Here is a 26,543-nt window from a genome sequence, read left to right on the forward strand (position 1 = left end):
CAGCGGTTTTTGCCTACTTTTGCCCAAGAGCAAAAGTAGGTCGCCGTAAAGGCGAAAAGGTGAATGAGCGCCTCCATGGCGAATGGATATTCACGCTATCTGAATGCCGCCCTTAAATCTGTGCTTCAAAGTTTTGGTTTATGGATGCATGGGCATATCCATTTGCCAAAGCGACGCTCAACCACCTTTCCGCTCTTACAGCGGGTCACTTTTTGGCAGACGCCCCAAAAAGTAGCCAAAAAGGTCTGGCGGCATGACTCACCCACATGGGTTACAAATCAGATCACGCACATAGGTAACAGTCTTTGACTGACAGGGTCGGTATTCGAGGTTCTGACCATGCCTTGGCGAGAGCTGAAACCTATGGACCTGAAAATGCTTTTCATCGCGGATTCCTGCAAGGGGCGCCCAGCTTCAGCGCCCTATGCCAGGCCTACGAGATCAGCCGAAAGACCGGCTACAAATGGGTCGAGCGATTGTGCGAACAGTTGACCACCTGCCACCCCACGCGTAGCCTTGCCGCTTCGAGGTTCTTCGGCTGCGCCGAAGCTAAGACGGGAACGCGGTACAAGCCGCGGCTGCCCCCGCAACTGTAAGCACCGACAACGGATCGACACAGCCACTGCGCCCAAGCGCGGGAAGGCGTCATCCCACAAGCCCCCGCAGAGAGAGGGCGAAGCAGTGCAAGCCAGGAGACCTGCCTCGGACGATTTCGACTTTCAACCGGGCGGGGTGATCCGGTGGCGAACAAGCCCGGCCACTGGCCCGTGGCTCTCGTCCCGCATGCCCGCCATCCTGCCAAGGGCATTGCGACATGAAAACACTGGCCAAGCTACCCGTCACCATCGTCACCGGCTTCCTCGGCTCGGGCAAAACCACGTTGCTCCGGCACATGCTCGACAATGCCCAAGGCCGCCGTATCGCGGTAATCGTCAATGAATTCGGCGAACTGGGCATCGACGGCGAAATTCTCAAGCAGTGCAGCATCGGTTGCACCGAGGAAGAAGCCAGCGGACGCGTCTACGAACTGGCCAATGGCTGCCTGTGCTGCACCGTACAGGAAGAGTTCTTCCCAGTAATGCGCGAATTGGTGGCGCGCCGTGGCGACCTCGACCACATTCTCATTGAAACCAGCGGCCTGGCCCTGCCAAAACCCCTGGTACAGGCCTTCCAGTGGCCGGAAATTCGCAATGCCTGCACTGTGGACGCCGTCATCACCGTGGTCGACAGCCCGGCGGTGGCCGCCGGCACATTCGCAGCCTATCCAGACCAGGTAGATGCCCAGCGCAAGCTCGACCCCAACCTGGACCACGAATCGCCGCTGCACGAACTGTTCGCCGACCAACTGGCCAGTGCCGACCTGGTGGTGCTCAACAAGGCCGACCTGATCGACGCCCAAGGCCTGGCTAAGGTCCGGGCGGAAGTCGCCGAAGAGCTGCCGCCAGCAGTCAAGGTGATCGAAGCCAGCAGCGGTCGCCTGCCACTGGACGTACTACTGGGCGTGGGGGCTGAATCCGAGGCGCATATCGACGGTCGCCGCACCCACCACGATTCGCACCACGATGACGACGACCATGACGATCATGACCACGATGCCTTCGACTCCATCTCCATCGACCTGCCCGAAGCCGATGAAAGCTTGCTGCTCGATGCCCTGACCCAGTTGGTGGTCGAATTCGGCATTCTGCGCGCCAAAGGCTTCGCGGCCATTCCGGGCAAGCCGATGCGCCTGCTGGTGCAGGGCGTGGGCACGCGCTTCGACAAGCATTTCGATCGCGCCTGGCGCGCCGACGAGCCGCGTATCACCCGCCTGGTGCTGATCGGCCAGGAGCTGAACGCCAGTGAACTGGAAGCGCGACTGCGCAAGGCCCTGGGCGCCTGACCCATGCACCTGCTGCGGACCCAGCCCGGCGGTTTCGTGCCGGACGACAGCATCGCCGACCTCGGCCAGACCCCCGCCGACCTGGTGATCCTCTGCAGCGGCGATTCGCACCTGGCGTTGCTCGCCGACACCGCCGAGCAACTGCCGCCTGGCTTCCCCAGCGTACGTCTGGCCAACCCTATGCAGGTGCAGAACCATGCTTCGGTCGACCTGTATGTCGACCAGGTGCTGCGCCATGCCAAGGTGATCCTGGTCTCGCTGCACGGCGGCGTCGGCTACTGGCGCTATGGCGTCGAACAGCTGGTCGAACTGGCAGCGCGCGGGGTGCAGTTGATTCTGGTGCCCGGCGATGATCGCCCGGACCCCGAACTTACCGGTTTGAGCACGGTGGCCCCCGAGCAGGCGGACCGCCTGTGGCACTACCTGCGCCAGGGCGGCAAGGCCAATGCCGTCAACCTGTTCAACTGCATCGCTAGCCAGTGGCTGGGCTGCGACTACGCCTGGGACGAGCCTCAACCGCTGCCCCGGACCGCCGTCTATCACCCCACCAAGGCCAGTGCATCAATCCAAGACTGGTATGGCCATTGGCGCCCGGAACAGCCGGTGGCACCGGTGCTGTTTTACCGCTCGCACTTGCAGGCGGCCAATACCGCATTCATCGACGTGTTTTGCAAGCGCTTGCAGAAGGCCGGGCTCAATCCATTGCCCATCGCGGTGGCCAGCCTCAAGGAAAGCGCCTGCCTGGAGCAGGTCGAGGCCTGGCTGGAAGAGGTCGAAGCCGAAGTCCTGATCAACACGACCGGGTTTGCCCTGTCCAGCCCAGAGCGACCCAATTCGCGACCATTCCGGCGCGACATTCCAGTTCTGCAAGCGATCTGCGCCCAGGACAACCAGCCCGGCTGGGAGGCAAGCGAGCAGGGCCTGGGCGCCCGCGACCTGGCCATGCATATCGCCTTGCCCGAGCTTGACGGGCGCATCATCACCCGGCCAGTGAGTTTCAAGGATCTGGCCTGGCGCAGCGAGCGTAGCCAGGCGGACGTGGTGTGCTACCGCGCCCATCCCGAGCGCATGGATTTCGTTGCCGAGTTGGCGCGCCGCTGGGTGGAGCTTGCGCGCCTGCCCAATGGCCAGAAACGCATCGCCCTGGTGCTGGCCAACTACCCGACCCGTGACGGGCGCATTGGCAACGGTGTCGGCCTGGATACGCCGGCCGCTGCATTGAATATCCTCAAGGCCCTGCAGGACGAGGGGTATCCGACGAGCGAGCTGCCTGGCAGCGGCACCGCGTTGATCCATCAACTGCTGGGCGGTGTCACCAACGACCTCGACCACGTGGACCAGCGCCCCTGTGCCCAGAGCCTGAGCCTGGCGGATTATCAGGCAGCCTTTGAACGTCTGCCGGATGCCAACCGCCAAGCCGTGCTGGAGCGCTGGGGGCCGCCCGAGCAGGACCCGATGTTCCGCAGTGGCCGCCTGATGGTAGCGGGTCTGCGCTTTGGCCTGACCTTCGTCGGCATCCAGCCCGCACGCGGCTACCAGGTCGATCCCAGCGCCGTCTACCACGACCCCGATCTGGTTCCGCCGCACGGCTACCTGGCGTTCTACTTCTGGATGCGTCATGCCTACGCCGCCGATGCGGTGATCCATGTCGGCAAGCACGGCAACCTCGAATGGCTGCCTGGCAAGGGGGTCGGCCTATCCGCCCAATGTTGGCCCGATGCATTGCTAGGGCCGCTGCCGAACATCTACCCGTTCATCGTCAACGACCCGGGTGAGGGCGCACAGGCAAAGCGCCGTACCCAAGCGGTGATCATCGACCACCTGATGCCGCCACTGACCCGCGCCGAAACCTACGGCCCGCTGCGCCACCTGGAACAACTGGCCGATGAATACTACGAGGCGCAACTGCTTGACCCGCGGCGTGCCCGCGAGCTTCAGCGCGACATACTCGAACTGGTCAAGGTCAACCATATCGACCGCGAACTTCAGCTCGAAGGCCAGTTGGACGACGCAACGGTATGGTTGCCGCGTCTGGATACGTACCTGTGCGACCTCAAGGAGTCGCAGATCCGCGATGGCTTGCATGTGTTCGGCCAATCTCCTGAAGGACGGCTGCGTCTGGATACCTTGCTCGCCTTGCTGCGGGTAGAGCGTGGCGATGGTCGTGGTGGCAACGCCAGCTTGCCGCGAGCCCTGGCCAAGGCGCTGGAACTGGGCTTCGATCCGCTGGACTGCGAGCTCGGTCAACCCTGGCAAGGGTCGCGCCCCGACGTGTTGCAGGCCGTCAGCGGTTCGGCGTGGCGAACCTGTGGCGACACCCGCGAACGCCTCGAACTGATGGCCTTGCAGGTGATCGAGCAAGCCCTGGCCGGCACGCTGCGACTGCCCGAGCAAGCCCCGTGGCAGTCGGTACGTGAGGTGGTGCAGGCGCTGCAGGACAAGGTCGCGCCGAATCTGGATGCTTGTGGGGCGGCCGAAATCGGCAGCCTGCTGGCAGCGCTGGAGGGGCGCTTCGTGCCTGCCGGCCCCAGTGGTGCGCCCAGCCGTGGCCGTCTGGACGTACTGCCCACCGGCCGCAACTTCTACACCGTGGATGTGCGCAACCTGCCCACGACCACGGCTTGGCGCCTGGGCTTCGCTTCGGCCAACCTTGTCTTGGAGCGTCATCTGCAGGACCATGGCGACCATCTGCGCCAATTGGGCCTGTCGGTCTGGGGCACGGCAACCATGCGCACGGGGGGCGACGACATCGCCCAGGCCATGGCATTGATGGGCGTTCGGCCGGTGTGGGCGACCGGTAGCCAGCGGGTCGATGATTTCGAGATATTGCCCCTGAGCCTGCTGGACCGCCCTCGGGTGGACGTGACCTTGCGTGTTTCGGGCTTTTTCCGAGATGCCTTCGGTAACCTGATCCGGCTGTTCGATGCCGCCGTGCAAGCGGTGGCTGCACTGGATGAGCCAGATGACCTTAACCCTCTGGCGGCTCGGGTGCGCAGTGAGCGTGAAGTGCTGATCGCACAAGGCGTCTCGGCCGAGCAGGCCGCCCGTGAAGCGGGTTGGCGGATTTTCGGTGCCAAGCCAGGCGCCTATGGCGCCGGCGTGCAGAACGCCATCGATGGACGCTTGTGGCAGCAGCGTGAGGACCTGGCCGAGGTCTACCTCAACCACGGTGGTTATGCCTATGGCAGCGCTGACCAGGGCACACCGGCACGCACTCAGTTCGCCCGTCGCCTGAGTCAGGTGCAGGCGGTGTTGCAGAACCAGGACAACCACGAGCACGACGTGCTCGACTCCAACGACTATTACCAATTCCAGGGTGGCATGCTGGCGGCCTCGGAGACGCTGGCCGGTACGACAGTGGCCAGTTATCACGGCGATCACAGCCAGGTCGACCGCCCCCGTATCCGTACCCTGAAGGAAGAGCTGAACCGAGTCATTCGTGCGCGTGCGCTGAACCCCAAGTGGATCGACGGGGTGAAGCGCCACGGTTACAAGGGGGCTTTCGAAATGGCCGCGACGGTCGACAACCTGTTCGCCTTCGATGCCACCACGCACCTGATCGATGACCATCATTACCAGTCCCTGGCCGATGCCTATGTGCTCGACCCGGCGACGCGCGAATTCATGCGCGAGCACAATCCAGAGGCCCTGCGCGATCTGACCGAGCGCTTGCTGGAGGCTCAGCAACGAGGCCTCTGGCAGGCCCCAGGCGATTATCGAGAGGCCCTCGAGGAGCAGTTGCTCGACGGCGAGGAACAGGCTTGAAATGAGTGAACCCGTACAATTTCCCCTGGCGGCCGTGGTTGGCGCCGACGACCTCAAGCTGGCGCTGTGCCTGACGGCCATCGACCCGAGGATTGGCGGCGTACTGATCGAAGGTCCGCGCGGCATGGCCAAGAGCACCTTGGCGCGTGGTTTGGCGGATTTGCTGGGTGAAGGGCCGTTTGTCACCTTGCCTTTGGGCGCCAGTGAAGAGCGGCTGGTCGGTACGCTTGACCTGGACGCGGCGCTGGGCCAGGGCAAGGCGCAGTTTTCCCCAGGAGTGTTGGCCCAGGCTGACGGCGGCGTGTTGTACGTCGATGAAGTCAACCTGCTGCCCGATACCCTGGTGGACTTGCTGCTGGATGTGGCGGCCAGCGGAACCAACCGAGTCGAGCGCGACGGCATTTCTCATCGCCACAGCGCCCGGTTCGTGCTGATTGGCACGATGAACCCGGAAGAGGGCGAGCTGCGCCCGCAACTGCTGGACCGGTTTGGCTTGAATGTGGCTCTTGAAGGGGTGCCTACCCCAGACGCTCGTCAGCACATCATTCGCCGCCGTCTGGCTTTTGACAGCGACCCTCAAGCGTTCTGCGCGCAATGGGCCGCAGCCCAGGCGCAACTGCGTGAACGCTGTCAGGCCGCGCGTCAGCGGCTCGAGCGTATTGCCCTGGATGACCAGGCTCTGGCCTGGATCACCGAGCGCTGCTTCGCCGCTGGCGTCGATGGCCTGCGTGCCGATCTGGTCTGGCTGCGAGCAGCCCGCGCCCACTGCGCCTGGCGCGGCGCCGAAGTCATTGCAGAGGAAGATGTCGACGCCGTAGCGGAGTTCGCCCTGCGCCACCGCCGTCGGGTCTCGCCCCCCGCCATGCCGCCATCGGCAGCGCCGGAGGGCGGCCAAGGAGAAGGGCAAAGGCAAGGCGGGCAGGGGGATTGGGGCGCCATGGCGCCTCAGCCGGTAGCCACCGGGGCCCGCCGCGAGGTGCCGAACTGGGCAAAAAAGCCCTGAGCATCCGCCCGCCTGACGCCAAGGCGACGGATGCCAGGCCCCGCGTCGGACCGCTCAAGGGCGCCAGCCGGGGCCGTGTTCAGGCGGCTGCCACCGGCCGGGTTGCCTGGTTGCCGACCCTGCTCAAGGGGCGGCCACGCGTGCGCAAGGATCTGTGCTGGCAACAGCGACGGGCCCAAGCGAACGAATTATGGCTGGTGATCGTCGACGCCTCAGCGTCGACCCGTCGTCACCAGGCGTTGGCACACACCAAAGGGCTGCTGGCAGAGCTGTTCGACCAGGCCTATCGCCAGCGAGCGCGTCTGGCCTTGCTGACCGCCAGCGGAGGTACGCCACAATGGCAGCGCCATGGCCTCAAGGCCTCTGCAGCGTTGCAACCCTGGTTGCAGGCGCTGGGCGCCGGTGGTGGTACCCCCCTGATCGCGGCCTTGGACCAGGCTCGTCAGTGGCTCCTGGCGCGGCGCAAGGCCTGTCCACAGGAGCTGCAGCGCTGCCTGGTGTTCACCGATGGCCGCCTGCAGCGTTGGGGCGCTGTGCAACCACTGGCTTGCGACACCCTGCTGGTGGATATGGAAATGGCGCCAGTACGCCTGGGGCGTGCCAGACAATTGGCCGAAGAACTGCAAGCCGAATACCGGCACCTGCAAAACTTCAAGGTAATGCAAAAGTGACACTTGTCAGCAGGCTGCGACACTGTGCCGCAATAAGGAAAGTTGCCGTGGCAGTAACAGCACATGTTTCACAGGTGCGTGCACTGGCACGCACTTGTGTCACCCGCAGCTATTACTTCGGCATCGACCAAGGTTGCAGGTCATAACCTTTTTCGGAGAGTTCGGCACGCACTTCCTCGATCAGGTTCGCCCATTGCGCTGGGTCGGAATAGATACGCGAGGAAACCTGTTTGCTGCCGATACGGGTGCTGGTCCGGTCGATGACTGCCAGACTCAGCTCGCCCGAACCGTTTGGGGCATCCCAGGCAACGCACTGGAAGGGTTCAAAGGCATGGTCGGCAATCAGCAGTGCTTCGTTGACACGGAGCGGGGCATTCATGGTTCGGTCTCTCTATGGTCCCAAACATCGAAGTGAAGTCCGCGTTGTCGAGTGCTCGCTAAAACATTTCGCGATACGCAGCGCGGGGTTATTCGTACTGATGCTCCAAGTCGGTGTTCAAGTCACATGGCAGTTGTAAATTTTTTGGGGGCGGAGAAATGACTCTCCATTCTACGCCCCGTGTGACGTCATCAACCGGTGAAAATTCCCTTGTCGAATTGTGGCCACTCCCGTTTACAGACAAACGGTAGTGGGCGGCGCCAAGTTCGTTGCTACTGTTAATTCGGGCGTCGCAACTTACTGTTTTCATGTAAAAAACCATAATTTGGCGCCAAGGAAAGGTTATGCACGAGCCTGCATCTCAACGCCGCTTGCTCATTGTCGATCCTTGCGACGATTGCCACCGTCTTTTGCCAGGCCTGAGTGGAGCGGGCTGGGACGTGCATAGCTGTACGCTGGGCGCTGCGCTGGAGTACCCATGCGATGTCGGCTTGCTGCGCCTGCAGGCGTCGCACCTGCGCCACCCCGACGCAGTCAAGGACATGATCAAGCGCAGCAACACCGAATGGATTGCCGTGTTGAGCGCTGAAGAGCTGCGCATGCAGAACGTCGGAGATTTCGTCTGCGAGTGGTTCTTCGATTTCCACACCTTGCCGTTCGATGTGTCCAGGGTTCAAGTTACCTTGGGGCGTGCGTTTGGCATGGCGCGCTTGCGTGGCAAAGGTGCGATGCAGGTGGAGGAGCTTGAGCACGAACTGCTTGGCGACAGCAGACCCATCCGTGAACTGCGCAAGTTGTTGGGCAAACTGGCGCCGACCGAATCGCCGGTGCTGATCCGGGGAGAAAGTGGCACGGGCAAAGAGTTGGTGGCCCGCACGTTGCACCGTCAGTCGCAACGCTTCGATCAACCGTTTATCGCCATTAACTGCGGCGCGATCCCGGAACACCTGATCCAGTCCGAACTGTTCGGTCATGAAAAGGGGGCTTTCACGGGTGCCCACCAGCGCAAGGTCGGGCGAATCGAAGCAGCGCACGGCGGTACGCTCTTTCTCGATGAAATCGGTGACTTGCCGTTGGAGTTGCAAGCCAATTTGCTGCGTTTTCTGCAAGAGAAGCACATCGAACGGGTGGGAGGCAGCCAACCTATCCCCGTTGACGTCAGGGTACTGGCCGCGACCCATGTGGACCTGGAGAAGGCCATCGAACAGGGCCGCTTTCGCGAAGACCTCTATTACCGGCTGAACGTCCTGCAGGTCGTGACTGCGCCCCTGCGCGACCGCCATGGTGACCTGTCGATGCTCGCCAACCACTTTTCGCATTTCTACAGCCTGGAAACTGGGCGCAGACCGCGTTCGTTCAGCGACCATGCGCTGGCTGCGATGGGCCGACACGACTGGCCGGGTAATGTGCGGGAACTGGCCAATCGTGTGAGGCGAGGTTTGGTCCTGGCCGAAGGGCGGCAGATTGAGGCGCAGGACCTTGGTTTGCAGGTAGTGGAGCAACAGGATCAACCGCTGGGCACGCTGGAGGACTACAAGCACCGCGCGGAACGTCAGGCATTGTGCGATGTGCTCAACCGGCACAGCGATAACCTGAGCATCGCGGCGCGGGTGCTCGGGGTGTCGCGGCCAACCTTCTATCGCCTGCTGCACAAGCATCAGATCAGGTAAGCATTCAGCCGGGCTGACTCAACGTGTGGGGTTGTTCGGAAGCAGCCTGGACACTTTGGCACTGCGTCTCAACTCGACTGCGCAATATGCCCGTCGGCAATTTCCTCGACAGCCTCGTCCTCGCCCGGCAGCGCTGTGATCACACTGAAGTCACTGACCTCCACCTCGCCACCGCCGTACCCCAGCAAATGGAAAGAAAACGCCTTGCGCTCAGTCGGGTTGTCGAAACCGAACTCCATGTCCAGAGGCTGGTCCGCCGTTACCAGCATTTCTTCAGGTAGCCCCAATGGTACATCCTGCTCTAGCTCTTTGGCTTTGAGCTGAATGTAGGCATTGTGCTGCGGGTCGAGGGAGCGGATCTTGACCCGTACCCTGGTGTGCGAGCCCTCCGGCAGTTCCAGATACTGTGCGCCGATCAGGTTATCGGCCCAGTCGTCGTGTATTCGGGCTTGCAGCGGGATGGCGGACGGACCGCCGAACTGGTAGCGAAGGTTCAGCGGTGTCTGCAGCAAGGACTGGTCGAGCACTCCGGCCAGAGCGCTGATCTGCAGCCCGGTAATCGCATCGCCTGGCCCCAGGTACTTGGCTTGGTCGGCAATGAATCCCTCGCTGGCGTATCGCCGGCAGCGCTGCTGGAAATCGCACTCGGTGAACACGCCCTTGCCGTCATGGTAGCGAAGCATGCCGTTGGTGTAGGCGATCATCTCGCGGCCACTGTCATAGTCGCGAAACAGCGAGCGCCCGCCGAGTGCGGCGGGAATGGGCAGTGCGAAGTAATCGAGCAACGAAGTGGCTAGGTCGATATGCCCATAGGTGCCGCGGTTCACGCGGGGCAATGCGGCTTGCTCGGGGGCGAGGGTGAGGTTGAAACCCCAGGATGATGCCAGGCGTACTCCGTCGATGCCGTGGGACTCATCGGACGTAACCACTACCAGGGTATCCTTGAGGACACCCTGTTGTTCGAGGCTGTCGAGAAACGCGCCAATGGCATCGTCCAGATAGGCCACTGCCGCCTGCTTGGCGGTATCGTACCGCTCCAGGTACTGCTCGGGCGCCGAGTAGGGCTGGTGCGTGCCCACGGTCAGCAGGGTGAGCATCCACGGCTTGTCCTGTTTGCGTAGCTGGCCCACGTAGTCCAGCGCACCCTCGAAGAAGGCCCGGTCATCCTTGCCCCAGGGGAACTCCAGGTAGTTCCCGTTGCGGAACCATTCCTGGCCATTCACCGAGTCAAAGCCAATGTGCGGCATGATCCGGTCCTTGGCCATGAAACGCAGGCCTGCACCCTGCAAGTAATGGGTGGTGAATCCTGCCTGACGCAGCTGCGCCGGCAGGCAAGCCTGATTGCGCTGCTGCTGCGTCAACAGCTCCATGCCCTTGGGAGTGCCGTTGGCGAGCTTGTCGTAGTCACCACAGAGCATGGCGTACAGGCCGCGAATGGTCTGGTGGGTATGCAGCACGTAATCCGGGGTATTCATGCCGCGCTCTGCCCAGTGGCTGAGCTTGGGCATCAGCTCTTCGTCGAAGCGGCTATTCAGGGCCTGGCGATTAGGCCTGATGTAAGCCCCGGGAATACCTTCGAGGGTAATCACCAGCAGGTTGCGCGCCTGGCCGGGCACGCCCAACAGCTTGCGGCCATGCAAGTCGGACTGGGTAAGGCCCGCGCTTGGCAGCGGGGTTACGGGCTGTTGTTCGCCAAACGCATCGAGGGCACGTTGCTGCACGCTGCCGACGCCTGCTGCCAGCAGTTGGTGGGAGAGGTTGTATTGGCGCCATTGGTCGGCGTCCGACGGCGCCAGGTGCTGACCGCTCCAGTGCAGGCCGAACAGCAGCACGGGAATGGCCCAGGCCTTGCGGGGTAAGGGAGAAGCAGGCGAACGGACCCCGAACGATAGGCTCGCCAGCCACCCCAGCAGGCCCAGCGCCAGTGCCCAGGGTAGCCAGGCATGGGCAAGGCCGCCACCGGTGGAGTTTTCCACGAACTGTGGGTCGGTCAGGTAGCCCAGGTCGGCGGCGGTGGGCAGCCGGCCCACTGCACTCACCAGCTCCGCCGAAGTCACCCAGAACCCGGCCCAGGCCAGAAGCACCGGCAGGGCCAGCCACCAGGGGCGGCGATGCAGTGCCAGCACCAGCAGGCTGCCGATCGCGAGGTCCGACAGGTAACCAAAAGCGTTGGACCAACCCAACATGGCGCGCGCGCCCAGTGGGATCACCAGCACCAAGGTCGCCAGGGCGGCAAGACGGGTGCGAGGGTGGCCTAACAGGTCATTCACGAAAACTTTCCTTATTGCCATTAAAACGTCATGTTTCTGTGCTCGATGATAACAGGCCAAGTTCAGGAAAGCGGTCGGTTACAAGGTTGGTTACCAATTGCCGGGCCGGGCAGGCCCGGACAACTCAGAAGTAGTAAGGGAATTTGAGGCTGAAGGAGAAGTCCGGCGCATCATCGGTCAGCCCGATGGACAGGTTCGGTACGATCGTCAGGTTGTTGGTCGCAGCGAATGTCATGCCAATGTTGAAGTTCGCAGCGTTGTAGTCACTGTTGCTGATCGACTGCCAGTCGCCCCCGTCAGGCTTGATCTTGCTCTTGCTCGAGAACTGGTCGGTTACCGAGAACGACATACTCATCTTCTCGTTGAGGGCAAAGGCGATACCGCCGCCGATCTGCCACGAGTCCCCTAGTTTTACGTCCCCGCCAACTTTGGAATTGACCTGCGGGCTGATGTCGCTGAACGAGTCCTGCATGTTGTAGGTGTACTGCAGGCTGGCGAACAACACGGCCGGGTCGAACGTCTTGACCAGCGAGATGCCGGGCGAGATCGACCAGACACCATTGCCGGTCGGCAGGTCTTCCGGAACCGCCAGGTTGTCGTTGCCAGGGCTCTGGATCAGCTTGATGCCATAGGGGTCCTTGCCGGTGGGTGCCTTGACGCGCAGTGTGGCCACGGCGTCCGGCCAGGTTTCGTCTTCGTCGAGGAACTTGTAGGCGATCCCGAAGTTGACGTCGCCGATGGCCGGGTCGCGGGTCACCGTATCATCGGACGTCACCCCAGCGGCACCGCCTGCGCCGCCTGAGGAGTAGGTGGATTCGCGGTAGACGATCGGGACGTTTATATCGAACTGCCAGCGCTGATCCATGTTGTAGCGGGCTGTCAGGTCCAGGGTCCAGTTGTCCGCCTTGATACGGTCGATGTTGATATTGCCCAGGAAAATCGAATCCAGCGCCAGGAATCCGTTGAGGGTAAGGGCGCGGGTGTCGTAATGGGTATAGGTCAGGCCGGTCTCGACGCTGAACTTGCCGCCACCGAAAAAGCCGCTGGCTTCGTCATACAGGTTGGACACGCTTTGCGCGGGCTCGGAATTGTCCTGCAACGATTGTCCGTAGGAACTGCCTGTGGTACCGGGCGCGCCAGAGGCCACGGTCTGGCTGCCCTTGACCCCTTCGGCAGGCGATTTGGTCAGGCGTTTCGGGGCTGGGGCCTGAGGTGCCTCTTCGACCTGGCGCAGTCGTTGCTCCAGCACCATCAATGCGTTCTGTTGTGCTTCATAGCGCTGTTTCAGCGCGATAAGCTCCTGTTTCAGCGCTTCGACCTCCGGGTCGGCCGCAGCCTGGAGCAGAGTGGCCGGTGCCAGGGTACTCAAACAGACGATAGCTCTTAGCGTCAACAAACGGTGCATGGGTTAGCCGTCCCTTCTGACTGACTGCATTCGATGAGACTGAGCGTAGATCAGTATCCGAGGTTTCGAAGGCCTTTGAGCTGGTCCAGGTTGACATTCATCGTGCCGGCCGTGCGAGCACTGTCTCGCATCACGACATTGAGCGACGTCAGGTTGCTGACCCGGTTGCTGGCACCGAGCAATGTCGTGTTCTGCATCAGTCCACCTTGGCCGATGCGCTGGAAGGTGTTGCCCTGGTTGTTATTGGCAACGATGCTCATCTGAACCCCGGTGCCGGAAGCTGACACGTTCAGCGAACCCGCACCGTTGCTGCCGGTCAGCGAGGAGCCGTCAGTCAGGGCTTGACCTTGGGGGCTGCTGGTTGGGGCCTGGTTGCCCTTGGTCACGTTGATGGCGACATTGTTGTGTGCTGTGTTGAAGTCACCCGCGGCACGTACCACCTGGGTCACGCCTTCGGTGGTGTTCAGGCCGCTGCCGCCGGTGACGGTCCCTGTGCCATTGCTCGTGGGTTGGGAGGTGCCGGTGCCTTTTTCGTCGATCATCGACACATAGAACTGCGGCTTGATGGTCGATTGCTGAATCTGCATCGAAGACGTTGCGCCAATCACCTCGCCATTGGCGTTCTGCCAGGTGCTGGTCATGACGATGCCGAAGCTGACGATCCGTCCCGGCATCACGTAGCGGCCACGCAGGTTGGCCAGCTCCTGATCCTTCAGCTCGATGGGTTTGAATGTCTCTGCCTGGGTCGGCAGGGTAGCGGCCAGGCACATCAAGGCCAGCCAGGTAGAAGTTTTCATGGGGAGCTCCCGGAGCGTCTTGCCCATTGATTGCTAGAAGAAGTCGCTTTGGATAAAGCCAAAGTCCATCAACTCAGCGTCCTGCACCGGCGTGAAGTTACTGATGCGGTTCTTGGCGCTCAGCGGCAACGGTGGGTCGAGCAGGATGTTGTTCTTGTCGTATCCCTGGCCAATGACGGCGAAGATGATGCCGTTCCAGCCCTTGAGAAAGTCCTCTACCTTGAAGCGCTTGTGGCCCAGCACCGGATCGCCGATGTAGACCCAACCACGATCGACCTTCTGCATGACCACGAAATGCTTGTAGCCGCGGATGTCCATCAGCACGACCACTGGAATACGGATGCTGTGCAGGGTATCGGGGGCCACCTTGTAACCACGGGCGCGCATGCCGAGGCTTTCCACGTAGCGCTTCATGTCCAGCATCGAGAAACCTTGGACGCGCACCTGGTCGGGGTCGGCATGGGCCAGCATGCCTTCGATGATCTGCTGCTCGTCGACGTCCAGCCAGTAGGCTTGGCGCAGGATGGTCGCCAGGGCCGCGGCGCCGCAACTGAAGTCGGTTTTCTGTTGCACCAGGTCGGCGAACTTGCGTTCGCGGATGCTCTGGATGGGTTTGTAGATGACCGCGCCTCCCGGCAGGACGGACAACGGCATCTGGGCTGCTTCGATCACACTGGCCATGCACAGCAAAAACGCCAAGGCGATAATGCGCATGTTCGACGCCCCCCTTTGATTTCTTGTTAGAAAGAGGCCCCCCGAAGGGGGCCTCCACGCCGCAGTTGCTACATCGAGGTGTTGGAGATGGCCAGCGAGTTGCTTTGCTGGTTGCCCACACCGGCTGCCACGTTGACGCCCAGGTTGCCGCTGCCACCGTTCACCGAGCCACTGAGGGTTGCGGTGTTGGTCACAGGGTTGGCCCAGCCGGTCGGGGTCAGCACTTGGAACGACACAGTGTTGCTCAGTGCGTACTCGCTAGACTCGCTGTAGCTCTTCGAGATGCTGTCCGAAGATTGCGAGGCTTTCTCGCCGGACTTCTCGAAGGCCGAAGCGTTGGCTTTTTCCCACTCCGAGGCTCTCGCTTTTTCGTACGAAGAATCGCGAGACTTCTCGTAGGAGGTGTCGCGAGATTTGTCGTAAGAAGAGTCGCGGGTCCGGTCATACGAAGAGCTATACGACTTGTCGAACGACGAATCGAAGGACTTGTCGAAGGACGACGCGTGGGTTTTGTCACTCGAGGTATCGACGTCTACGTCGAGGTTAGCGCTGAGCGAGCCGTCGAAGCTTTCGCTGCGGGTCCGGGTGAACGGGCCGAACGACGAGCTGGAGGTTGCATCGGCACTGGCCGAAGCATCCAGCGAGGCGCTGAGCGAAGCACTCGAGGTGGAGCTGGAGCTCGAGTTATGCGAACCACTGGCATTCCAGCTGTTCGAGCCATTGGCAGCCATGTTGTTCGAGCCGCTGGCGCTGCTGCTGCTGGAGCCGCTGGCGTTCATGCTGCTAGAGCCACTGGCGTTGCTGCTGCTGGAGCCGCTGGCGCTGCTGCTCTTCGAACCGCTGGCGCTGCTGCTTTGCGAGCCAGCCACGCTGAAGCTCGAACTGGAGCTCTTGTCGATGTTGGCATCGAACGAGCCGCTGCGCGAGGACGAACCGCTCTTGGAGGTGGTGAAGGTAAGCGTATCCACCCGATAGGTGCGGTCGGCACGGTTGATGACGGTCAGGCCTGGACCGGTCTGCTTGGCAGTGGCAGTGGCAGTGGAGTTACCAATTGGCGCACTGTTGTTGGCAATGGCCATGGTGTTTTTCTGCTGGTTCAGGTCGCCGCCAGCAATGTTGATACCCACGTTACCGCTGCTACCGTCAGCCGAGCCGCTCATGACAGCCGAGCTTTGGGTCGACCAGTTCTTGACGGTGTTGTTGTTGCTGTGTTGATCGACGTTTGCGGTTGCCACGGAGTCGCCGAAGACGAAGCTGTTGTCGATGGCAGAGTTGTCGGACGCGGTGTTGGCGATAGCCGCCGCGTTGTCTTGTTGGTTGCCGTTACCGGCTGCCACGTTGACGCCGACGTTGCCACTCGCGCCTGCGGCCGAGCTGCTCATTTCTGCTTCGTTGACGGTGCCTTCATTGAGGATGAAGTTGTTGGTGCTTCTTTGGGTGTCGTCAGCTGTGGCAGTAGCGCTGGTGTAGATAGGTTTTGGAGGAGGGTTGTAGTGGCCGTGGTGGCCATGTCCACGCCGATCGTTCTGATCCGCTTGTGCAGCAACAGCCATGACCGCAGCAATTGCGAAAACCAGAGGCTTGAGTGCCATCGAGGGTTTCATGGTGTTTCTCCGTCTTTTTTTTCGGTTAAGTGTTGTTCTTACCTTTTTGGGTCAGTTCGCGACCCGTACGCTCAGGGTGTTTGCCGTCTGGTTTCCCACCCCGGCGCTCTGATTCAACTGAATCACCCCACGGCTACCGGTGAAGGCCTGGTCACCGGTGGTGACCTGGCGATAACCAGGGGAGGTATCGGTTGGATCGGAGCTTTTGATCAGCGCCACGTTCTGCTGCATCAGGACGCTGTCGTCGATACTTTGCGGATGCGCACTGGTGCTGATGCTCAGTGCGTTGGCTTGCTGGGTACTGGCACCTGCGCTCTGGTTGATGCCCAGCGCGCCGCTGCCGTGACTGAAGGCGGTGCCCTGAATGCTGGCTCGGGCATCCATGTTCGGATCGATCACGGATTGAAGGCGTTGTTGGATCTGCGTATTCGCGCTGGCCTGCGGCCCATTGGCAAACGCGCGGGCGTTGACCTGTTGCTGCAGGTCGCCCGCTGCCTGGTTGAGGGAGAAGTTGCCTTGGTACTGCCCGCCGGAGCTGTCGATGGAAGCGTCATTCATCACGGGGGACTGGGCCAAGGTCGATGCACTGCAAAACGCGGCAAGGATGAACAGCGTCTGCCTCATCTCATTTGCCTCCAGTCAGGATCTGCAGCGGTGCAAGACCGCGCTGGACGCTCGAATTGACCATGTTGGAGATGCCATTGCCTGCGCCTGTGCCACGGCCAGCGGCCATGTTGGGAAGCTGGTTCTGGTTGCCGATGGCTCCGCCCAGGTTGTTGGTCTGCTGGTTGACCAGCGAAGAAATACCAGTGCCGCTGGTGATGTTGGCGAAGTCGCCATCACTGAGCTCATTGGTCTGCTTGAGGATGTAGGCAGAGGGGTTGGCGTTGGCGGTGGTAGGGTTGGGGTCTGGCGCCAGCGGCGCGCGGATCGCCATTCGGGGTTGGACATCGCGGGTGATCACGATGATTCCGTTGTCGGCCTGGGCCGGTAGACTGAGGCATGAACCCAGTACGCACCCTATCAGCAGGCGGCGGAAAAGGCCTTTATCGAGTTTCTCCACGGTGGCAATTCCTTCTTTCCGTTCGCTGGCCCGTTATCAGCGTTGCGAGGAAGAGAGCAGGAGCTGTGCCGTTTTTGCTTTTCATAGATAATTCAAGGAATTAGCTTCAATAGCTGAATGCTTCATCATTTAGCTGTATCAGCGACGAGACACGGGGCAGGCCAAGAACAGCTTTTTCTGGTTGTGGCCCTGCCCCAAGCGGCTTTGGCGGGGTTGTATCAGCGGCGTAACACTCACCCCGGCATTTGCGGAAAGCGCGCAAGCACGGGAACCATGGCTTGCCTTGGTGTCTCAGGGGCTTAACACATCACGGGGTTGCGAGCAGTTGGCCGACAGCGTCCAATGCGGCGGCGCTGCGGGTTGGCCAGTCGCCGCCGACGACCTGCCAAACTTGTTCGTGGCGTTGCAGCCAGCCGAGGCTGTCGGCAAAAAAACCTTGGCGCTCACTCAGTTGGGGCTGGCAGCGCTGGCCATCGTCCACCCAGTCGACACCCTCCGGGTCGAGCAACAGATGCAGGTCGTAGTCGCGCTCCAGCAGGGCCTGCTCGATCCAGGCCGGGCAATCGCCAAACAGTGCCCGGCTCCATAACAGGTTGCTGAGCAAGTGGGTATCGAGGATCAACAAACGAGGCTGGCGGGCGCGAGCGTCATCTTCCCACGCCAGTTGCCCGCGGGCGATGGTGGGGATGTCGGCGTAGCAGGTATCGCGGCCCTCCTGGTCGATGAAGTGGCGCACGTATTCCGGCACGACAAGGCCGCCGAAGCGAGCCTGAAGCACTCGACTTAGCCAGCTTTTACCACTGGATTCCGGACCACACAGCACTACGACTTTCATTGCGCCACCAACGCCGGATCACGACGCCACTCCATCCAGCCGCGCACAGCGATGACGGTCAGCACGGCGAAGAATCCAGCAGTGAAGTACAGCTGTTGATGCAGGTATTGACCGACGTACACCACATCGACCACCACCCACAACGGCCAACACTGCAGGCGCTTCTGCGCCATCCATACCTGCGCCACCAAGCTGAAACCGGTCAAGGTGGCGTCCAGCCAGGGTAGGGCAGCATCGGTCCACCGGGCCATCGCCGCGCCCAGCGCCAGGCTCAACACAAGGCCGGCCAACAGGCTGTGACCTACGGCAGGTCCCCCCAGGCGGGACACCTTGCGTGCATCTTCGGCGCGATCCGGGCGCAGCCATTGCCACCAGCCATACAGCTGCAGCGCAGCGTAGGCCACTTGCAGGAGCATGCCCGAGTACAGTTTGACCTCATGGAACAGCCAGGCATAGATCAGCACCATCACCAGGCCAATCGGCCAGCACCAGGCATTTTGTTTGACGGTGAGCCAGACGGCGATTACGCCGAGCACGGCGGCGATGAACTCAAGGCCGGACATCGGCGATCCTTGGAATGGGAGGGGGCGCGATTGTAGCCCGTGGGGGGCGATGAGTGACAAGGCTTTGTGAACCGCTTGGCTGCCGGCTCTGACCGAACAACGAAAGCTCATCGATTCGAAGAAGCTGCGGGGGCGCGGGCGTAGCCTGCGATCGAGGGCATAGCCCTCGCATCAGTCCCTGTCGGGGCCGCCTCGCGGCCCTTCGCAGACGCGGTTCAAACCCTGAATTGACGCAGCAGCTGCTCCAGTTCCTCGCTCAAGCGGGCCAGTGCCTCCCCAGCATCGCTCGACTGGCGGGCAGCGTCGGCGGTCTGCTGTGACAAACCGGCAGTATCCAGCACGTTGCGGTTGATTTCCTCGACGACATGCGACTGCTGCAAGGTGGCACTGGCGATGGAGGCATTGAGTGCGGTGAGGTTGTGCAGCGCGTGGCTGATCGCATCCAGGCTGGTGCCGGCTTCTCGGGCCTGCTGAACCGTCTGGCGGGAGGCCTCGCTGCTGGTGTCGATGGCTTTGACCGCGGCATCCGACTGGCCCTGCAAATGCTCGATCATGGTATGGATTTCCGCGGTCGACTGAGCCGTGCGCTGGGCCAGCAGGCGCACTTCGTCGGCAACCACGGCAAAACCACGGCCTTGTTCGCCCGCGCGGGCTGCCTCGATCGCAGCATTCAGGGCCAGCAGGTTGGTCTGCTCGGCGATCGAGCGGATCACATCGAGTACACCGCCGATCTTGCTGCTGTGCCCGGCCAGTTCCCGGATCACCTGCACGGCCTGATCGATGGTCTGTGACAGGCTGTCGATCTGCTGCAGGCTGCCGTGAATCGCTTGCTGGCCATGCTCCACCTGCTGTTGCGCAGCGCGCATCTCGCCGGCCGCTTGCTCGGCGGTCTTGGCCACGTCCTGCACGGCGTAAGTGACTTCGTTCACGGCAGTCGCCACCTGGTCCATCTGCAGCGACTGCTGGGCGCTGCGCTGTTGCGCGGCTCCAGCATTGTCACCGACTTGTCCTGCGGACTGGGCCAAGGCATGGGCGGCACCTTGCAGTTGGCCGACGACCCCCTGCAATTTGCCGTTGAAGCGGTTGAAATGCTCGCCCAGGTGGGTGATCTCGTCACGGCCGTGGGTGTCCAGACGCCGGGTCAGGTCGCTCTCGCCACTGGCAATGTTGCCCATGGCTTGAACGGCTTCCTGCAGTGGGCGTGCAATGCTGCGGGCAATGAGCATCACCACAAGCGCCATCAACAGGGCGATGCCCAGGCCGACCAGGGTGGCGTCGCGCAACTGACGGGCGAATTCGGCCTGCACATCGTCGACGTACACACCCGAACCGATGATCCAGCCCCAAGGCTTGAACAATTGAATGTAGGAGGTCTTGGCCACCGGATCGGTGGCGCCCGGCTTGGGCCAGCGGTAGTTGACCGGGCCTGCGCCCTGGCTGCGGGCGAGGGCGACCATTTCGTTGAAAACGGCGAAACCGTCTGGGTCTCGGATGGCCGAAAGGTCCTGGCCATCGAGTTTGGGGTTGGCCGGGTGCATGATCATTTTCGGCCCCAGGTCGTTGATCCAGAAGTAGTCATTCTGGTCATAGCGCAGCCCACGCACCACTTGCAGGGCCTGCTGTTGGGCCGCCTCGCGGCTGAGGCTTCCGGCAGCCTCCAGCCCCTGGTAGTAGGCCAGCACACCTGCGGCAGTCTGGACCACATGGCGGGTCTTCTCCGCCTTGGCCTGGTAAAGGTCGCCGTGGATCTGGCGCAGCATCAACAAGCCCAGCACTACCAGCATTGCCACGGCCACCAGCAGTATCAGCCACAAGCGGCGGCTGATCGACATCGACCTCAAGGTCTTCATGAAGGTTACTCCCGCGTTTTTCTTGTTATTCAGGTGCATCCAAACACGCTTTGCCGTCGCCCCCCACTCGACTAATGGCTAAGTGCTAGATCCGGGCTACTCTGCCGCTGTTCAGGCAAGCGATCGCAGAGCGTCTCTGTTAGGATTTCGGCCGCCCAAGATGAAACCTTTAGGCAGCGTGAACTTTTCGACTGGCATTGCCACCAACAGTCGCTGTAAAACAGCCGCGCCGCGTGCGGCAAATCACAAGCAAATCAAGAACTAGGGGCCTGCACAGAGCAGTGCTCCACCCGGGGGAACGATGGATTTTTGGACTGCCTTCCAGGCAATCATCTTAGGTGTGGTCGAGGGACTCACGGAGTTTCTGCCGATTTCCAGTACCGGCCACCAGATTATCGTCGCCGACCTGATCGGCTTCGGTGGCGAGCGGGCCATGGCGTTCAACATCATCATCCAGTTGGCGGCGATCCTGGCGGTGGTCTGGGAATTCCGACGCAAGATCCTCGATGTGGTCTTTGGGCTGACCCGCCAGCCCAGCGCGCGACGCTTCACCGGTAACCTGCTGCTGGCCTTCCTGCCTGCGGTGGTGCTCGGTGTGTTGTTCGCCGACCTGATTCATGAATACCTGTTCAACCCGATCACCGTGGCTGCTGCGCTGGTGGTCGGTGGGTTCATCATGCTGTGGGCCGAGCGCCGCGACCACCGCGTCGAGGTCGATCACGTCGACGACATGCGCTGGAGCCATGCGCTGAAAATCGGCTTCATCCAGTGCCTGGCCATGATCCCCGGCACTTCCCGCTCCGGTTCGACCATCATCGGCGGCTTGATCTTCGGTCTGTCGCGCAAGGCCGCTACCGAGTTCTCCTTCTTCCTGGCCATGCCCACCATGGTGGGGGCGGCGGTGTATTCAGGTTACAAGTACCGCGATCTGTTCCAGCCCAGCGACTTGCCAGTCTTCGCCATCGGCTTCGTGACTTCGTTCATTTTCGCCATGATCGCCGTGCGAGGCTTGTTGAAGTTCATCGCCAATCACAGCTATGCAGTGTTCGCCTGGTACCGCATTGCCTTTGGCCTGCTGATTCTGGCCACCTGGCAGTTCGGCTGGGTCGACTGGTCGACGGCGCACGGCTGATATGGCACGCACGCAAGCCAAGGGGCAGTATGGCGCCGCTCGTGAGGAGGGGGTACGCCATGCCCGCTTCAAGCTGCTGGTTTTGGGCGCATTGTGCCTGCTGCCAGGAATTGGCGTGGCCCAGATGGCTTGGGGTGGGCAAGCCTGGTGGCCGCTAGCCGTCTATCCGGCGGCGAGCTTGATCTGCCTGCTGCTGTACTGGCAGGACAAGCACCAGGCGCGCGCCCAAGCCTGGCGTACGCCTGAGAAGGTGTTGCATGTCAGCGAGCTTCTAGGGGGCTGGCCTGGAGCACTGGTGGCCCAACAACTGTTTCGGCACAAGACTCGGAAGGTTTCCTACCAGCTGGTGTTCTGGGGCATCGTGCTGCTGCACCAGGTGTTCTGGGTGGATTACCTGTTCCTGAATCAGCAGCTTTTCTCGTTGTTTTGATGGCGGCGTTGCCGGTGGCTGCTTGCAGCCCTTTCGCGACCCAAGGTCGCTCCTCCAGGGGCGCGTCCTTCTTGAAGTCGTCGCGTTACCTGGAGCCTCGGCTTGCCAGCGATCGGTTCACATCACCAGGCCAACCCGCAGCCGTTTTGGCAGGCGTTTCACCACTAGCTGGTGCGAGCGTTGCAGCAAATCGCACAGCTCATCCCGGCCCATGGGGTAGGGTGGCGCCATGCTGATCCACTTTGCCCGCGCCAGGTAAGGTGCCGGGCGGACGCCGGGTCGGTCGCAGTAGCCCAGAAAGATGTCGTCCGCCACCTTGAACGACAGCCCTGCACCGGCCAGATCCAGCACCGCGAACATCTTGTTACCGGCTACCGAAAACACCCGGACACCGCCCCACTTGTAGTCTTCCCGTGCACCCGGCAAGCCCAGGCAGAAGGTCACGACCTGGTCTTCGGTCATGTGCTGCCTAGACATAACGTTCCCCACAGGCCTCGAACGACGCCGCCAGATGATCGATCCAGGCCCGTACCGCTGGAAGCAGACCCCGCCGGTGAGGGTACACCGCCTGCAGATAGCCACCAGGCAGCGACCAGTCGGGCAGCAGCCTGACCAGTTCGCCTCGTTCAAGCTGTTCCTCACAGAACATGCTTGGCAAGGCCGAGAAGCCGAGCCCGGCGCGGACGGCTGCGCTTCGCACCACGAAGTCGTCGATGGCCAGGCGCGGCTCCAGCGCAATCTCCTGCTGTTGGCCGTTTGGGCCGTGCAGACGAAAGTGCACCAGCCTGTCGGCCTCTGCTGCACCCAGGACTGGCAGGGTGGCCAGTTCGGCGGGGTCGCGAATGTGGTCGGCGAAGCCAGGAGCCGCCACCAGCTGCATCTGTGCCTGGCGCAAACGACGGGTGACCAGCGCAGGGTCCTCATCGCCCAGATCGCGGACCCGTAGGGCCACGTCGATACCCTCGGAAATCAGATCGACCCGGCGGTTGAGCAGCACCATGTCCAGTTGTACCTGAGGGTAGTGCGCCAGAAAACGACTGACCACGTCCGGCAAGAAGGCATGGGCCAAGGCGACCGGGCAGGAAACCCGCAGTCGGCCACGCGGCTCGCTGCTCATGCTCGCCACCACCTCGTCGGCCGCCTCGGCCTCCAGCAGCATGGCCTGGCAATGATGCAGGTACCGTTCGCCCACGGCGGTGAGCTTGAGCTGGCGGGTGGTGCGTTGCAGCAGGCGTGTGCCCAGACGTTCCTCCAGCTCGGCGATGCGTCGCGACAAGCGTGACTTGGGGATGCCCAGCTGGCGTCCTGCCGCCGCGAACCCCCCGGCGTCAACCACGCGGGCGAAGTAAAAGAGGTCATTGAGGTCTTGCATGGTCCTGTCTCACTGTCCTATCCATAGGACAAACTAACGCATTTTTGCCGCCTTATCAGCCATTGGCTGCCCCGGTAGGATTCTCTCCATCGTGATCGCCCACCGCCGCGGTCTTCATTCACAGGAGAGTCCCATGAAACTGTTGCATATCGATTCGAGCATCCTGGGCGACAATTCCGCCTCCCGTCAGCTGAGCCGCGAAGTGGTCGAAGCTTGGAAAGCCGTCGACCCGAGCATCGAAGTGGTCTACCGCGACCTGGCCGCCGACGCCATCGCCCACTTCTCCGCCGCGACCTTGGTTGCAGCCGGTACCCCTGAAGACATGCGCGATGCGGCCCAGGCGTTCGAAGCCAAGCTCAGCGCCGAAACCCTGGAAGAGTTCCTGGCCGCCGACGCTGTGGTGATCGGCGCCCCTATGTACAACTTCACCGTGCCGACCCAGCTCAAAGCCTGGATCGACCGTGTTGCCGTCGCCGGCAAGACCTTCCGCTACACCGAAGCCGGCCCTGAAGGCCTGTGCGGCGACAAGAAAGTGGTCCTGGTATCCACTGCAGGCGGCCTGCACGCCGGCCAAGCGACCGGTGCCGGTCATGAGGACTTCCTCAAAGTGTTCCTCGGCTTCATCGGTATCACCGACCTGGAAATCGTCCGCGCCCACGGCCTGGCCTACGGTCCGGAGCAGCGCAGCAAGGCAATTGACGACGCTCAGGCGCAGATCGCCAACGATCTGTTCGCCGCCGCGTGATCCGCTGAGGCAATTAGAAAACGGCTGCCACCTGGGGTGTCAGCCGTTTTTTCATTTAGGTTTCATCCGCCCCGGACGATCCTGGATCTATGCTGGCGTCATCCTTTTGCTTCGCAGGGGTGGCGGGCCGATGAGCACCTCCCGAATCTTGTTGGCGCTGGTCCTGCTGGGGGGGCTGCTGCCCCGCGCCGAGGCGCAGCCTTGGAACGTTGGGCTGCACCGCATGACCCTGGACGATCCTGTCGATGCCCGTCCGATGCAGGCCCTGGCGTTCTACCCGTCCACAGGCGAGCCTCGCACCAATCGTATCGACGGCTACCCGATCCAGGTGGCCGAAGAGGCCCCGGTCGCTTTGGGTCAATTTCCCTTGCTGGTACTGTCCCATGGCAACACCGGAAGCCCGCTGGCGCTGCATTACTTGGCAACGGCCCTGGCGCACCAGGGGTTCGTCGTGGTGGCGGTGATTCACCCAGGCGACAACGCCCGCGACCACAGCCGCCTGGGCACCCTGAGCAACCTCTATGGTCGTCCGTTGCAGGTCAGTGCCGCCATCACCGCCGCCCGTGTCGATCGGTTGCTGGGGCCCTACCTGAATGACGGCAAAGTGGGTGTGATTGGCTATTCGGCCGGCGGTGAAACGGCGCTGATTCTGTCGGGCGCGCAGCCAGATCTGGACCGGCTGAGGCGCTACTGCCTGGAGCGCCCAGACGATGCCGATGCCTGCAAGACCCATGGTGTATTGATAGCCGACCGTAGCGAACTGAGCCCCCAGCCAGATACACGGATAGGCGCGGTGATGCTGATGGCACCGCTTAGCCTGATGTTTGGCCGTCACGCCCTGGCTGGCGTAAAGGTGCCGGCATTGATCTTCAGCGGTGACAGCGACCAATTGGTGGCGCTGGACCGGAATGCCGAGGCCCTTGCCCGTAAGCTTCCGCTCACCCCGGATTACCGCTTGTTGGCCGGCGCTGGGCATTTCGTGTTCATGGCCCGCTGCGACGAAGAGCAGCACGCTCGCATGCCAGTGCTGTGCAAGGATGCCGACGGTGTCGACCGCCGGCATATCCATCGCTCGCTAACGCGTGACACTGCTGCATTTTTCAGCCAGGCACTGGGCGCGCCGCTGCCCGCAGGGCGCTCAACCGCCGTTGTTGCGCCGGGCCAGCAGCAGGATCAGGCCCACCCCTGACAGGGCGAGCAGGGCCGCGACGAAAAAGATCGAGGCGTAGCCCAAGTGCACGGCGACCGCGCCCATGACTGGGCCGGCGATGGCCAGGGCCAGGTCGAAGAACACCGCGTAAGCGCCCAGTCCGGCACCTCGGCTGCTGCTGGGCACCTGCTTGATGGCCTCGACCCCCAGCGCCGGATACACCAGTGAAAGCCCGAAGCCGGTCAGGCCCGCCCCCAGCAGTGCCCAGGGCGGCGAAGGGGCGAGCCACAACAGGCCCAAACCGACCACTTCGGTGGCCATGCAGGCGATGGCCACGTTGTAGCCGCCAAAGCGGTTGACCGCGTTGACGAACAGCAGCCGCGAAACGATGAAGCACAGGCCGAATGCGCTCAGGCACCACGCTGCGCCAATCCAGCCACGCTCAAGGTAATAAAGGGTGACGAAGGTGGTCAGGGTGCCATAACCGATCGAGGCCAGTGTCAGCCCCAGGCCGCAGGGCGCGACGCGCCCGAAAGCCGACCAGAACGGTAGGCGTTCACCACGGACCACCACCACATCCGGGCGCTTGCGCAATGCCAGCAAGGCCGACAGCGCAAGCAGCAACAGCGCCGGGCCCAGCACACTGAAGCCAAGGCCGTCCACGGCCAGCACGCCCACCGGCGCACCGATGGCAATGGCGCCGTAGGAGGCGATGCCGTTCCAGGAAATCACCCTGGCCGTATGCTCCGCACCTACCTGGCTGATGCCCCAGCTCAATGTCGCCACCCCAATCAGCCCCTGGGCCACGCCCAGCAGCACCCGTCCAGCCAGCAGCAGCAACAGGCTCAGCACGGGAAGTGCAAGCGTCCAGGCCGACAGCAACGTCAATACCCCGCAGCCGGCAATCCCGAACAGTCCGTAGCCAATGGCACGCTTGCCACCCAAGGTATCGGCCACACGCCCAGCGAAGGGACGGCTGAGGAGGGTGGCCAGGTACTGTAGGCCGATGGTCACCCCGGCGATTACCGCGCCAAAGCCCAATTGGTCATGCACGTAGCCGGGCAGCACCGCAATCGGTAAGCCAATGCAGAGGAAGGCGATGAAGGTGTAGAAAACGATCGACAGGATCTGTAGCGTGAGGTTGGCGCGGGTGCTGGGGGAGGGTTGTTGCGCGGTCATGGGCTCGTTCGCGGGCGGGCGGTGGGCGTGGATTCATCATGGCCGTTGCGCGACGGAAATGAAA

23 protein-coding genes, 2 pseudogenes and 1 riboswitch are annotated in these 26,543 nt (G+C 62.3%); of the genes and pseudogenes, 10 read left to right on the forward strand and 15 right to left on the reverse strand.

Annotation, left to right across the window (positions count from 1 at the left end; all coding sequences use genetic code 11):
• Window positions 1-339: 339 nt before the first annotated feature.
• The 5 genes and pseudogenes from H620_RS27415 to H620_RS0110800 all read left to right on the forward strand — a co-directional run.
• Window positions 340-476 (forward strand): annotated as a pseudogene (locus tag H620_RS27415) (IS481 family transposase); the annotation flags it as partial.
• A gap of 34 nt (window positions 477-510) precedes the next feature.
• Window positions 511-719: riboswitch (cobalamin riboswitch) on the forward strand.
• Window positions 720-814: 95 nt separating this feature from the next.
• Window positions 815-1,882 carry a cobalamin biosynthesis protein CobW gene (cobW, locus tag H620_RS0110785; protein ID WP_023380813.1) on the forward strand — a complete coding sequence of 356 codons (1,068 nt, stop codon included), beginning with the start codon at window positions 815-817 and terminating at the stop codon, window positions 1,880-1,882.
• A gap of 3 nt (window positions 1,883-1,885) precedes the next feature.
• Window positions 1,886-5,647: a cobaltochelatase subunit CobN gene (cobN, locus tag H620_RS0110790; protein ID WP_027907331.1), complete on the forward strand. Its 3,762-nt coding sequence runs from the start codon at window positions 1,886-1,888 to the stop codon at window positions 5,645-5,647.
• Between the two features lies 1 nt (window position 5,648).
• On the forward strand, window positions 5,649-6,650 hold the full coding sequence (locus tag H620_RS0110795; RefSeq protein WP_023380811.1) for a magnesium chelatase ATPase subunit I: 1,002 nt from the start codon (window positions 5,649-5,651) through the stop codon (window positions 6,648-6,650).
• 110 nt (window positions 6,651-6,760) lie between these two features.
• Complete coding sequence (locus H620_RS0110800; protein ID WP_027907332.1) at window positions 6,761-7,321, forward strand: vWA domain-containing protein; 561 nt, start codon at window positions 6,761-6,763, stop codon at window positions 7,319-7,321.
• A 112-nt stretch (window positions 7,322-7,433) separates the two neighbouring features.
• Here H620_RS0110800 and H620_RS0110805 read toward each other — a convergent pair whose 3' ends face one another.
• A complete protein-coding gene (locus H620_RS0110805) occupies window positions 7,434-7,700 on the reverse strand; it encodes a hypothetical protein (protein ID WP_023380809.1) in 267 nt (88 codons plus the stop codon).
• Window positions 7,701-8,044: 344 nt separating this feature from the next.
• Between H620_RS0110805 and H620_RS0110810 the strand changes: the two genes are divergently transcribed.
• Window positions 8,045-9,370 carry a sigma-54 dependent transcriptional regulator gene (locus tag H620_RS0110810; RefSeq protein ID WP_023380808.1) on the forward strand — a complete coding sequence of 442 codons (1,326 nt, stop codon included), beginning with the start codon at window positions 8,045-8,047 and terminating at the stop codon, window positions 9,368-9,370.
• Window positions 9,371-9,438: 68 nt separating this feature from the next.
• On the opposite strand, the gene H620_RS0110815 is transcribed toward H620_RS0110810, so the two are convergent.
• From H620_RS0110815 to H620_RS27765, 11 genes and pseudogenes are all read right to left on the reverse strand, one after another.
• Window positions 9,439-11,640: an LTA synthase family protein gene (locus H620_RS0110815; protein ID WP_027907333.1), complete on the reverse strand. Its 2,202-nt coding sequence runs from the start codon at window positions 11,638-11,640 to the stop codon at window positions 9,439-9,441.
• 124 nt (window positions 11,641-11,764) lie between these two features.
• The gene (locus H620_RS0110820; RefSeq protein WP_023380806.1) at window positions 11,765-13,045 is read right to left on the reverse strand and encodes a hypothetical protein; all 1,281 of its coding nucleotides are present in this window, start codon (window positions 13,043-13,045) and stop codon (window positions 11,765-11,767) included.
• Between the two features lie 50 nt (window positions 13,046-13,095).
• Window positions 13,096-13,842, reverse strand: coding sequence for a hypothetical protein (locus H620_RS0110825; protein ID WP_027907334.1), 747 nt, complete (start codon window positions 13,840-13,842; stop codon window positions 13,096-13,098).
• A 33-nt stretch (window positions 13,843-13,875) separates the two neighbouring features.
• Window positions 13,876-14,556 (reverse strand): C39 family peptidase, encoded by a 681-nt coding sequence (locus H620_RS0110830; protein WP_023380804.1) that lies wholly within the window; start codon window positions 14,554-14,556, stop codon window positions 13,876-13,878.
• A gap of 68 nt (window positions 14,557-14,624) precedes the next feature.
• Window positions 14,625-16,160 (reverse strand): hypothetical protein, encoded by a 1,536-nt coding sequence (locus H620_RS0110835; protein ID WP_023380803.1) that lies wholly within the window; start codon window positions 16,158-16,160, stop codon window positions 14,625-14,627.
• A gap of 51 nt (window positions 16,161-16,211) precedes the next feature.
• Window positions 16,212-16,784 carry a hypothetical protein gene (locus tag H620_RS0110840; RefSeq protein WP_027907335.1) on the reverse strand — a complete coding sequence of 191 codons (573 nt, stop codon included), beginning with the start codon at window positions 16,782-16,784 and terminating at the stop codon, window positions 16,212-16,214.
• Window position 16,785: 1 nt separating this feature from the next.
• On the reverse strand, window positions 16,786-17,223 hold the full coding sequence (locus tag H620_RS0110845) for a hypothetical protein (RefSeq protein WP_027907336.1): 438 nt from the start codon (window positions 17,221-17,223) through the stop codon (window positions 16,786-16,788).
• 307 nt (window positions 17,224-17,530) lie between these two features.
• Window positions 17,531-18,058, reverse strand: a complete 528-nt coding sequence (locus H620_RS0110850) for an AAA family ATPase (RefSeq protein WP_027907337.1) — start codon at window positions 18,056-18,058, stop codon at window positions 17,531-17,533.
• On the reverse strand, window positions 18,055-18,621 hold the full coding sequence (pnuC, locus tag H620_RS0110855) for a nicotinamide riboside transporter PnuC (protein ID WP_027907338.1): 567 nt from the start codon (window positions 18,619-18,621) through the stop codon (window positions 18,055-18,057). Before pnuC ends, H620_RS0110850 begins: the two co-directional genes overlap by 4 nt.
• Before the next feature lie 215 nt (window positions 18,622-18,836).
• Window positions 18,837-19,571 (reverse strand): methyl-accepting chemotaxis protein, encoded by a 735-nt coding sequence (locus tag H620_RS27760; protein WP_409269921.1) that lies wholly within the window; start codon window positions 19,569-19,571, stop codon window positions 18,837-18,839.
• 138 nt (window positions 19,572-19,709) lie between these two features.
• A pseudogene (locus H620_RS27765) lies at window positions 19,710-20,510 on the reverse strand (cache domain-containing protein); the annotation flags it as partial.
• A 262-nt stretch (window positions 20,511-20,772) separates the two neighbouring features.
• On the opposite strand from H620_RS27765, the gene H620_RS0110865 reads away from it, so the two are divergent.
• Entirely contained in the window at window positions 20,773-21,603 is an 831-nt protein-coding gene (locus H620_RS0110865) for an undecaprenyl-diphosphate phosphatase (RefSeq protein ID WP_027907339.1), read from the forward strand.
• Window position 21,604: 1 nt separating this feature from the next.
• Window positions 21,605-22,033, forward strand: coding sequence for a DUF1294 domain-containing protein (locus H620_RS0110870; RefSeq protein WP_027907340.1), 429 nt, complete (start codon window positions 21,605-21,607; stop codon window positions 22,031-22,033).
• Between the two features lie 117 nt (window positions 22,034-22,150).
• Here H620_RS0110870 and H620_RS0110875 read toward each other — a convergent pair whose 3' ends face one another.
• On the reverse strand, window positions 22,151-22,495 hold the full coding sequence (locus H620_RS0110875; RefSeq protein WP_425311460.1) for an MmcQ/YjbR family DNA-binding protein: 345 nt from the start codon (window positions 22,493-22,495) through the stop codon (window positions 22,151-22,153).
• Between the two features lie 7 nt (window positions 22,496-22,502).
• Window positions 22,503-23,405, reverse strand: a complete 903-nt coding sequence (locus tag H620_RS0110880) for a LysR substrate-binding domain-containing protein (RefSeq protein ID WP_023380794.1) — start codon at window positions 23,403-23,405, stop codon at window positions 22,503-22,505.
• 133 nt (window positions 23,406-23,538) lie between these two features.
• Here H620_RS0110880 and H620_RS0110885 point away from each other — a divergent pair, with 133 nt between their 5' ends.
• Together H620_RS0110885 and H620_RS0110890 are read left to right on the forward strand one after the other, a co-directional pair.
• Window positions 23,539-24,150 carry an FMN-dependent NADH-azoreductase gene (locus tag H620_RS0110885; protein WP_027907342.1) on the forward strand — a complete coding sequence of 204 codons (612 nt, stop codon included), beginning with the start codon at window positions 23,539-23,541 and terminating at the stop codon, window positions 24,148-24,150.
• 130 nt (window positions 24,151-24,280) lie between these two features.
• Window positions 24,281-25,339 carry an alpha/beta hydrolase family protein gene (locus H620_RS0110890; RefSeq protein ID WP_023380792.1) on the forward strand — a complete coding sequence of 353 codons (1,059 nt, stop codon included), beginning with the start codon at window positions 24,281-24,283 and terminating at the stop codon, window positions 25,337-25,339.
• Here the strand turns inward: H620_RS0110890 and H620_RS0110895 are convergent.
• On the reverse strand, window positions 25,289-26,479 hold the full coding sequence (locus tag H620_RS0110895) for an MFS transporter (protein WP_023380791.1): 1,191 nt from the start codon (window positions 26,477-26,479) through the stop codon (window positions 25,289-25,291). The genes H620_RS0110890 and H620_RS0110895 overlap by 51 nt on opposite strands.
• Between the last annotated feature and the right edge of the window lie 64 nt (window positions 26,480-26,543).

The organism is Pseudomonas taiwanensis DSM 21245 (assembly GCF_000425785.1).
Taxonomy (GTDB): Bacteria; Pseudomonadota; Gammaproteobacteria; order Pseudomonadales; family Pseudomonadaceae; genus Aquipseudomonas; species Aquipseudomonas taiwanensis.

Coding starts and splice junctions, on each gene's coding strand:
- cobW (WP_023380813.1), top strand. CDS start 815: ATGAAAACACTGGCCAAGCTACCCGTCACCATCGTCACCGGCTTCCTC.
- cobN (WP_027907331.1), top strand. CDS start 1,886: ATGCACCTGCTGCGGACCCAGCCCGGCGGTTTCGTGCCGGACGACAGC.
- H620_RS0110795 (WP_023380811.1), top strand. CDS start 5,649: ATGAGTGAACCCGTACAATTTCCCCTGGCGGCCGTGGTTGGCGCCGAC.
- H620_RS0110805 (WP_023380809.1), bottom strand. CDS start 7,700: ATGAATGCCCCGCTCCGTGTCAACGAAGCACTGCTGATTGCCGACCAT.
- H620_RS0110810 (WP_023380808.1), top strand. CDS start 8,045: ATGCACGAGCCTGCATCTCAACGCCGCTTGCTCATTGTCGATCCTTGC.
- H620_RS0110820 (WP_023380806.1), bottom strand. CDS start 13,045: ATGCACCGTTTGTTGACGCTAAGAGCTATCGTCTGTTTGAGTACCCTG.
- H620_RS0110825 (WP_027907334.1), bottom strand. CDS start 13,842: ATGAAAACTTCTACCTGGCTGGCCTTGATGTGCCTGGCCGCTACCCTG.
- H620_RS0110830 (WP_023380804.1), bottom strand. CDS start 14,556: ATGCGCATTATCGCCTTGGCGTTTTTGCTGTGCATGGCCAGTGTGATC.
- H620_RS0110835 (WP_023380803.1), bottom strand. CDS start 16,160: ATGAAACCCTCGATGGCACTCAAGCCTCTGGTTTTCGCAATTGCTGCG.
- H620_RS0110840 (WP_027907335.1), bottom strand. CDS start 16,784: ATGAGGCAGACGCTGTTCATCCTTGCCGCGTTTTGCAGTGCATCGACC.
- H620_RS0110850 (WP_027907337.1), bottom strand. CDS start 18,058: ATGAAAGTCGTAGTGCTGTGTGGTCCGGAATCCAGTGGTAAAAGCTGG.
- pnuC (WP_027907338.1), bottom strand. CDS start 18,621: ATGTCCGGCCTTGAGTTCATCGCCGCCGTGCTCGGCGTAATCGCCGTC.
- H620_RS27760 (WP_409269921.1), bottom strand. CDS start 19,571: ATGGACCAGGTGGCGACTGCCGTGAACGAAGTCACTTACGCCGTGCAG.
- H620_RS0110865 (WP_027907339.1), top strand. CDS start 20,773: ATGGATTTTTGGACTGCCTTCCAGGCAATCATCTTAGGTGTGGTCGAG.
- H620_RS0110870 (WP_027907340.1), top strand. CDS start 21,605: ATGGCACGCACGCAAGCCAAGGGGCAGTATGGCGCCGCTCGTGAGGAG.
- H620_RS0110875 (WP_425311460.1), bottom strand. CDS start 22,495: ATGACCGAAGACCAGGTCGTGACCTTCTGCCTGGGCTTGCCGGGTGCA.
- H620_RS0110880 (WP_023380794.1), bottom strand. CDS start 23,405: ATGCAAGACCTCAATGACCTCTTTTACTTCGCCCGCGTGGTTGACGCC.
- H620_RS0110885 (WP_027907342.1), top strand. CDS start 23,539: ATGAAACTGTTGCATATCGATTCGAGCATCCTGGGCGACAATTCCGCC.
- H620_RS0110890 (WP_023380792.1), top strand. CDS start 24,281: ATGAGCACCTCCCGAATCTTGTTGGCGCTGGTCCTGCTGGGGGGGCTG.
- H620_RS0110895 (WP_023380791.1), bottom strand. CDS start 26,479: ATGACCGCGCAACAACCCTCCCCCAGCACCCGCGCCAACCTCACGCTA.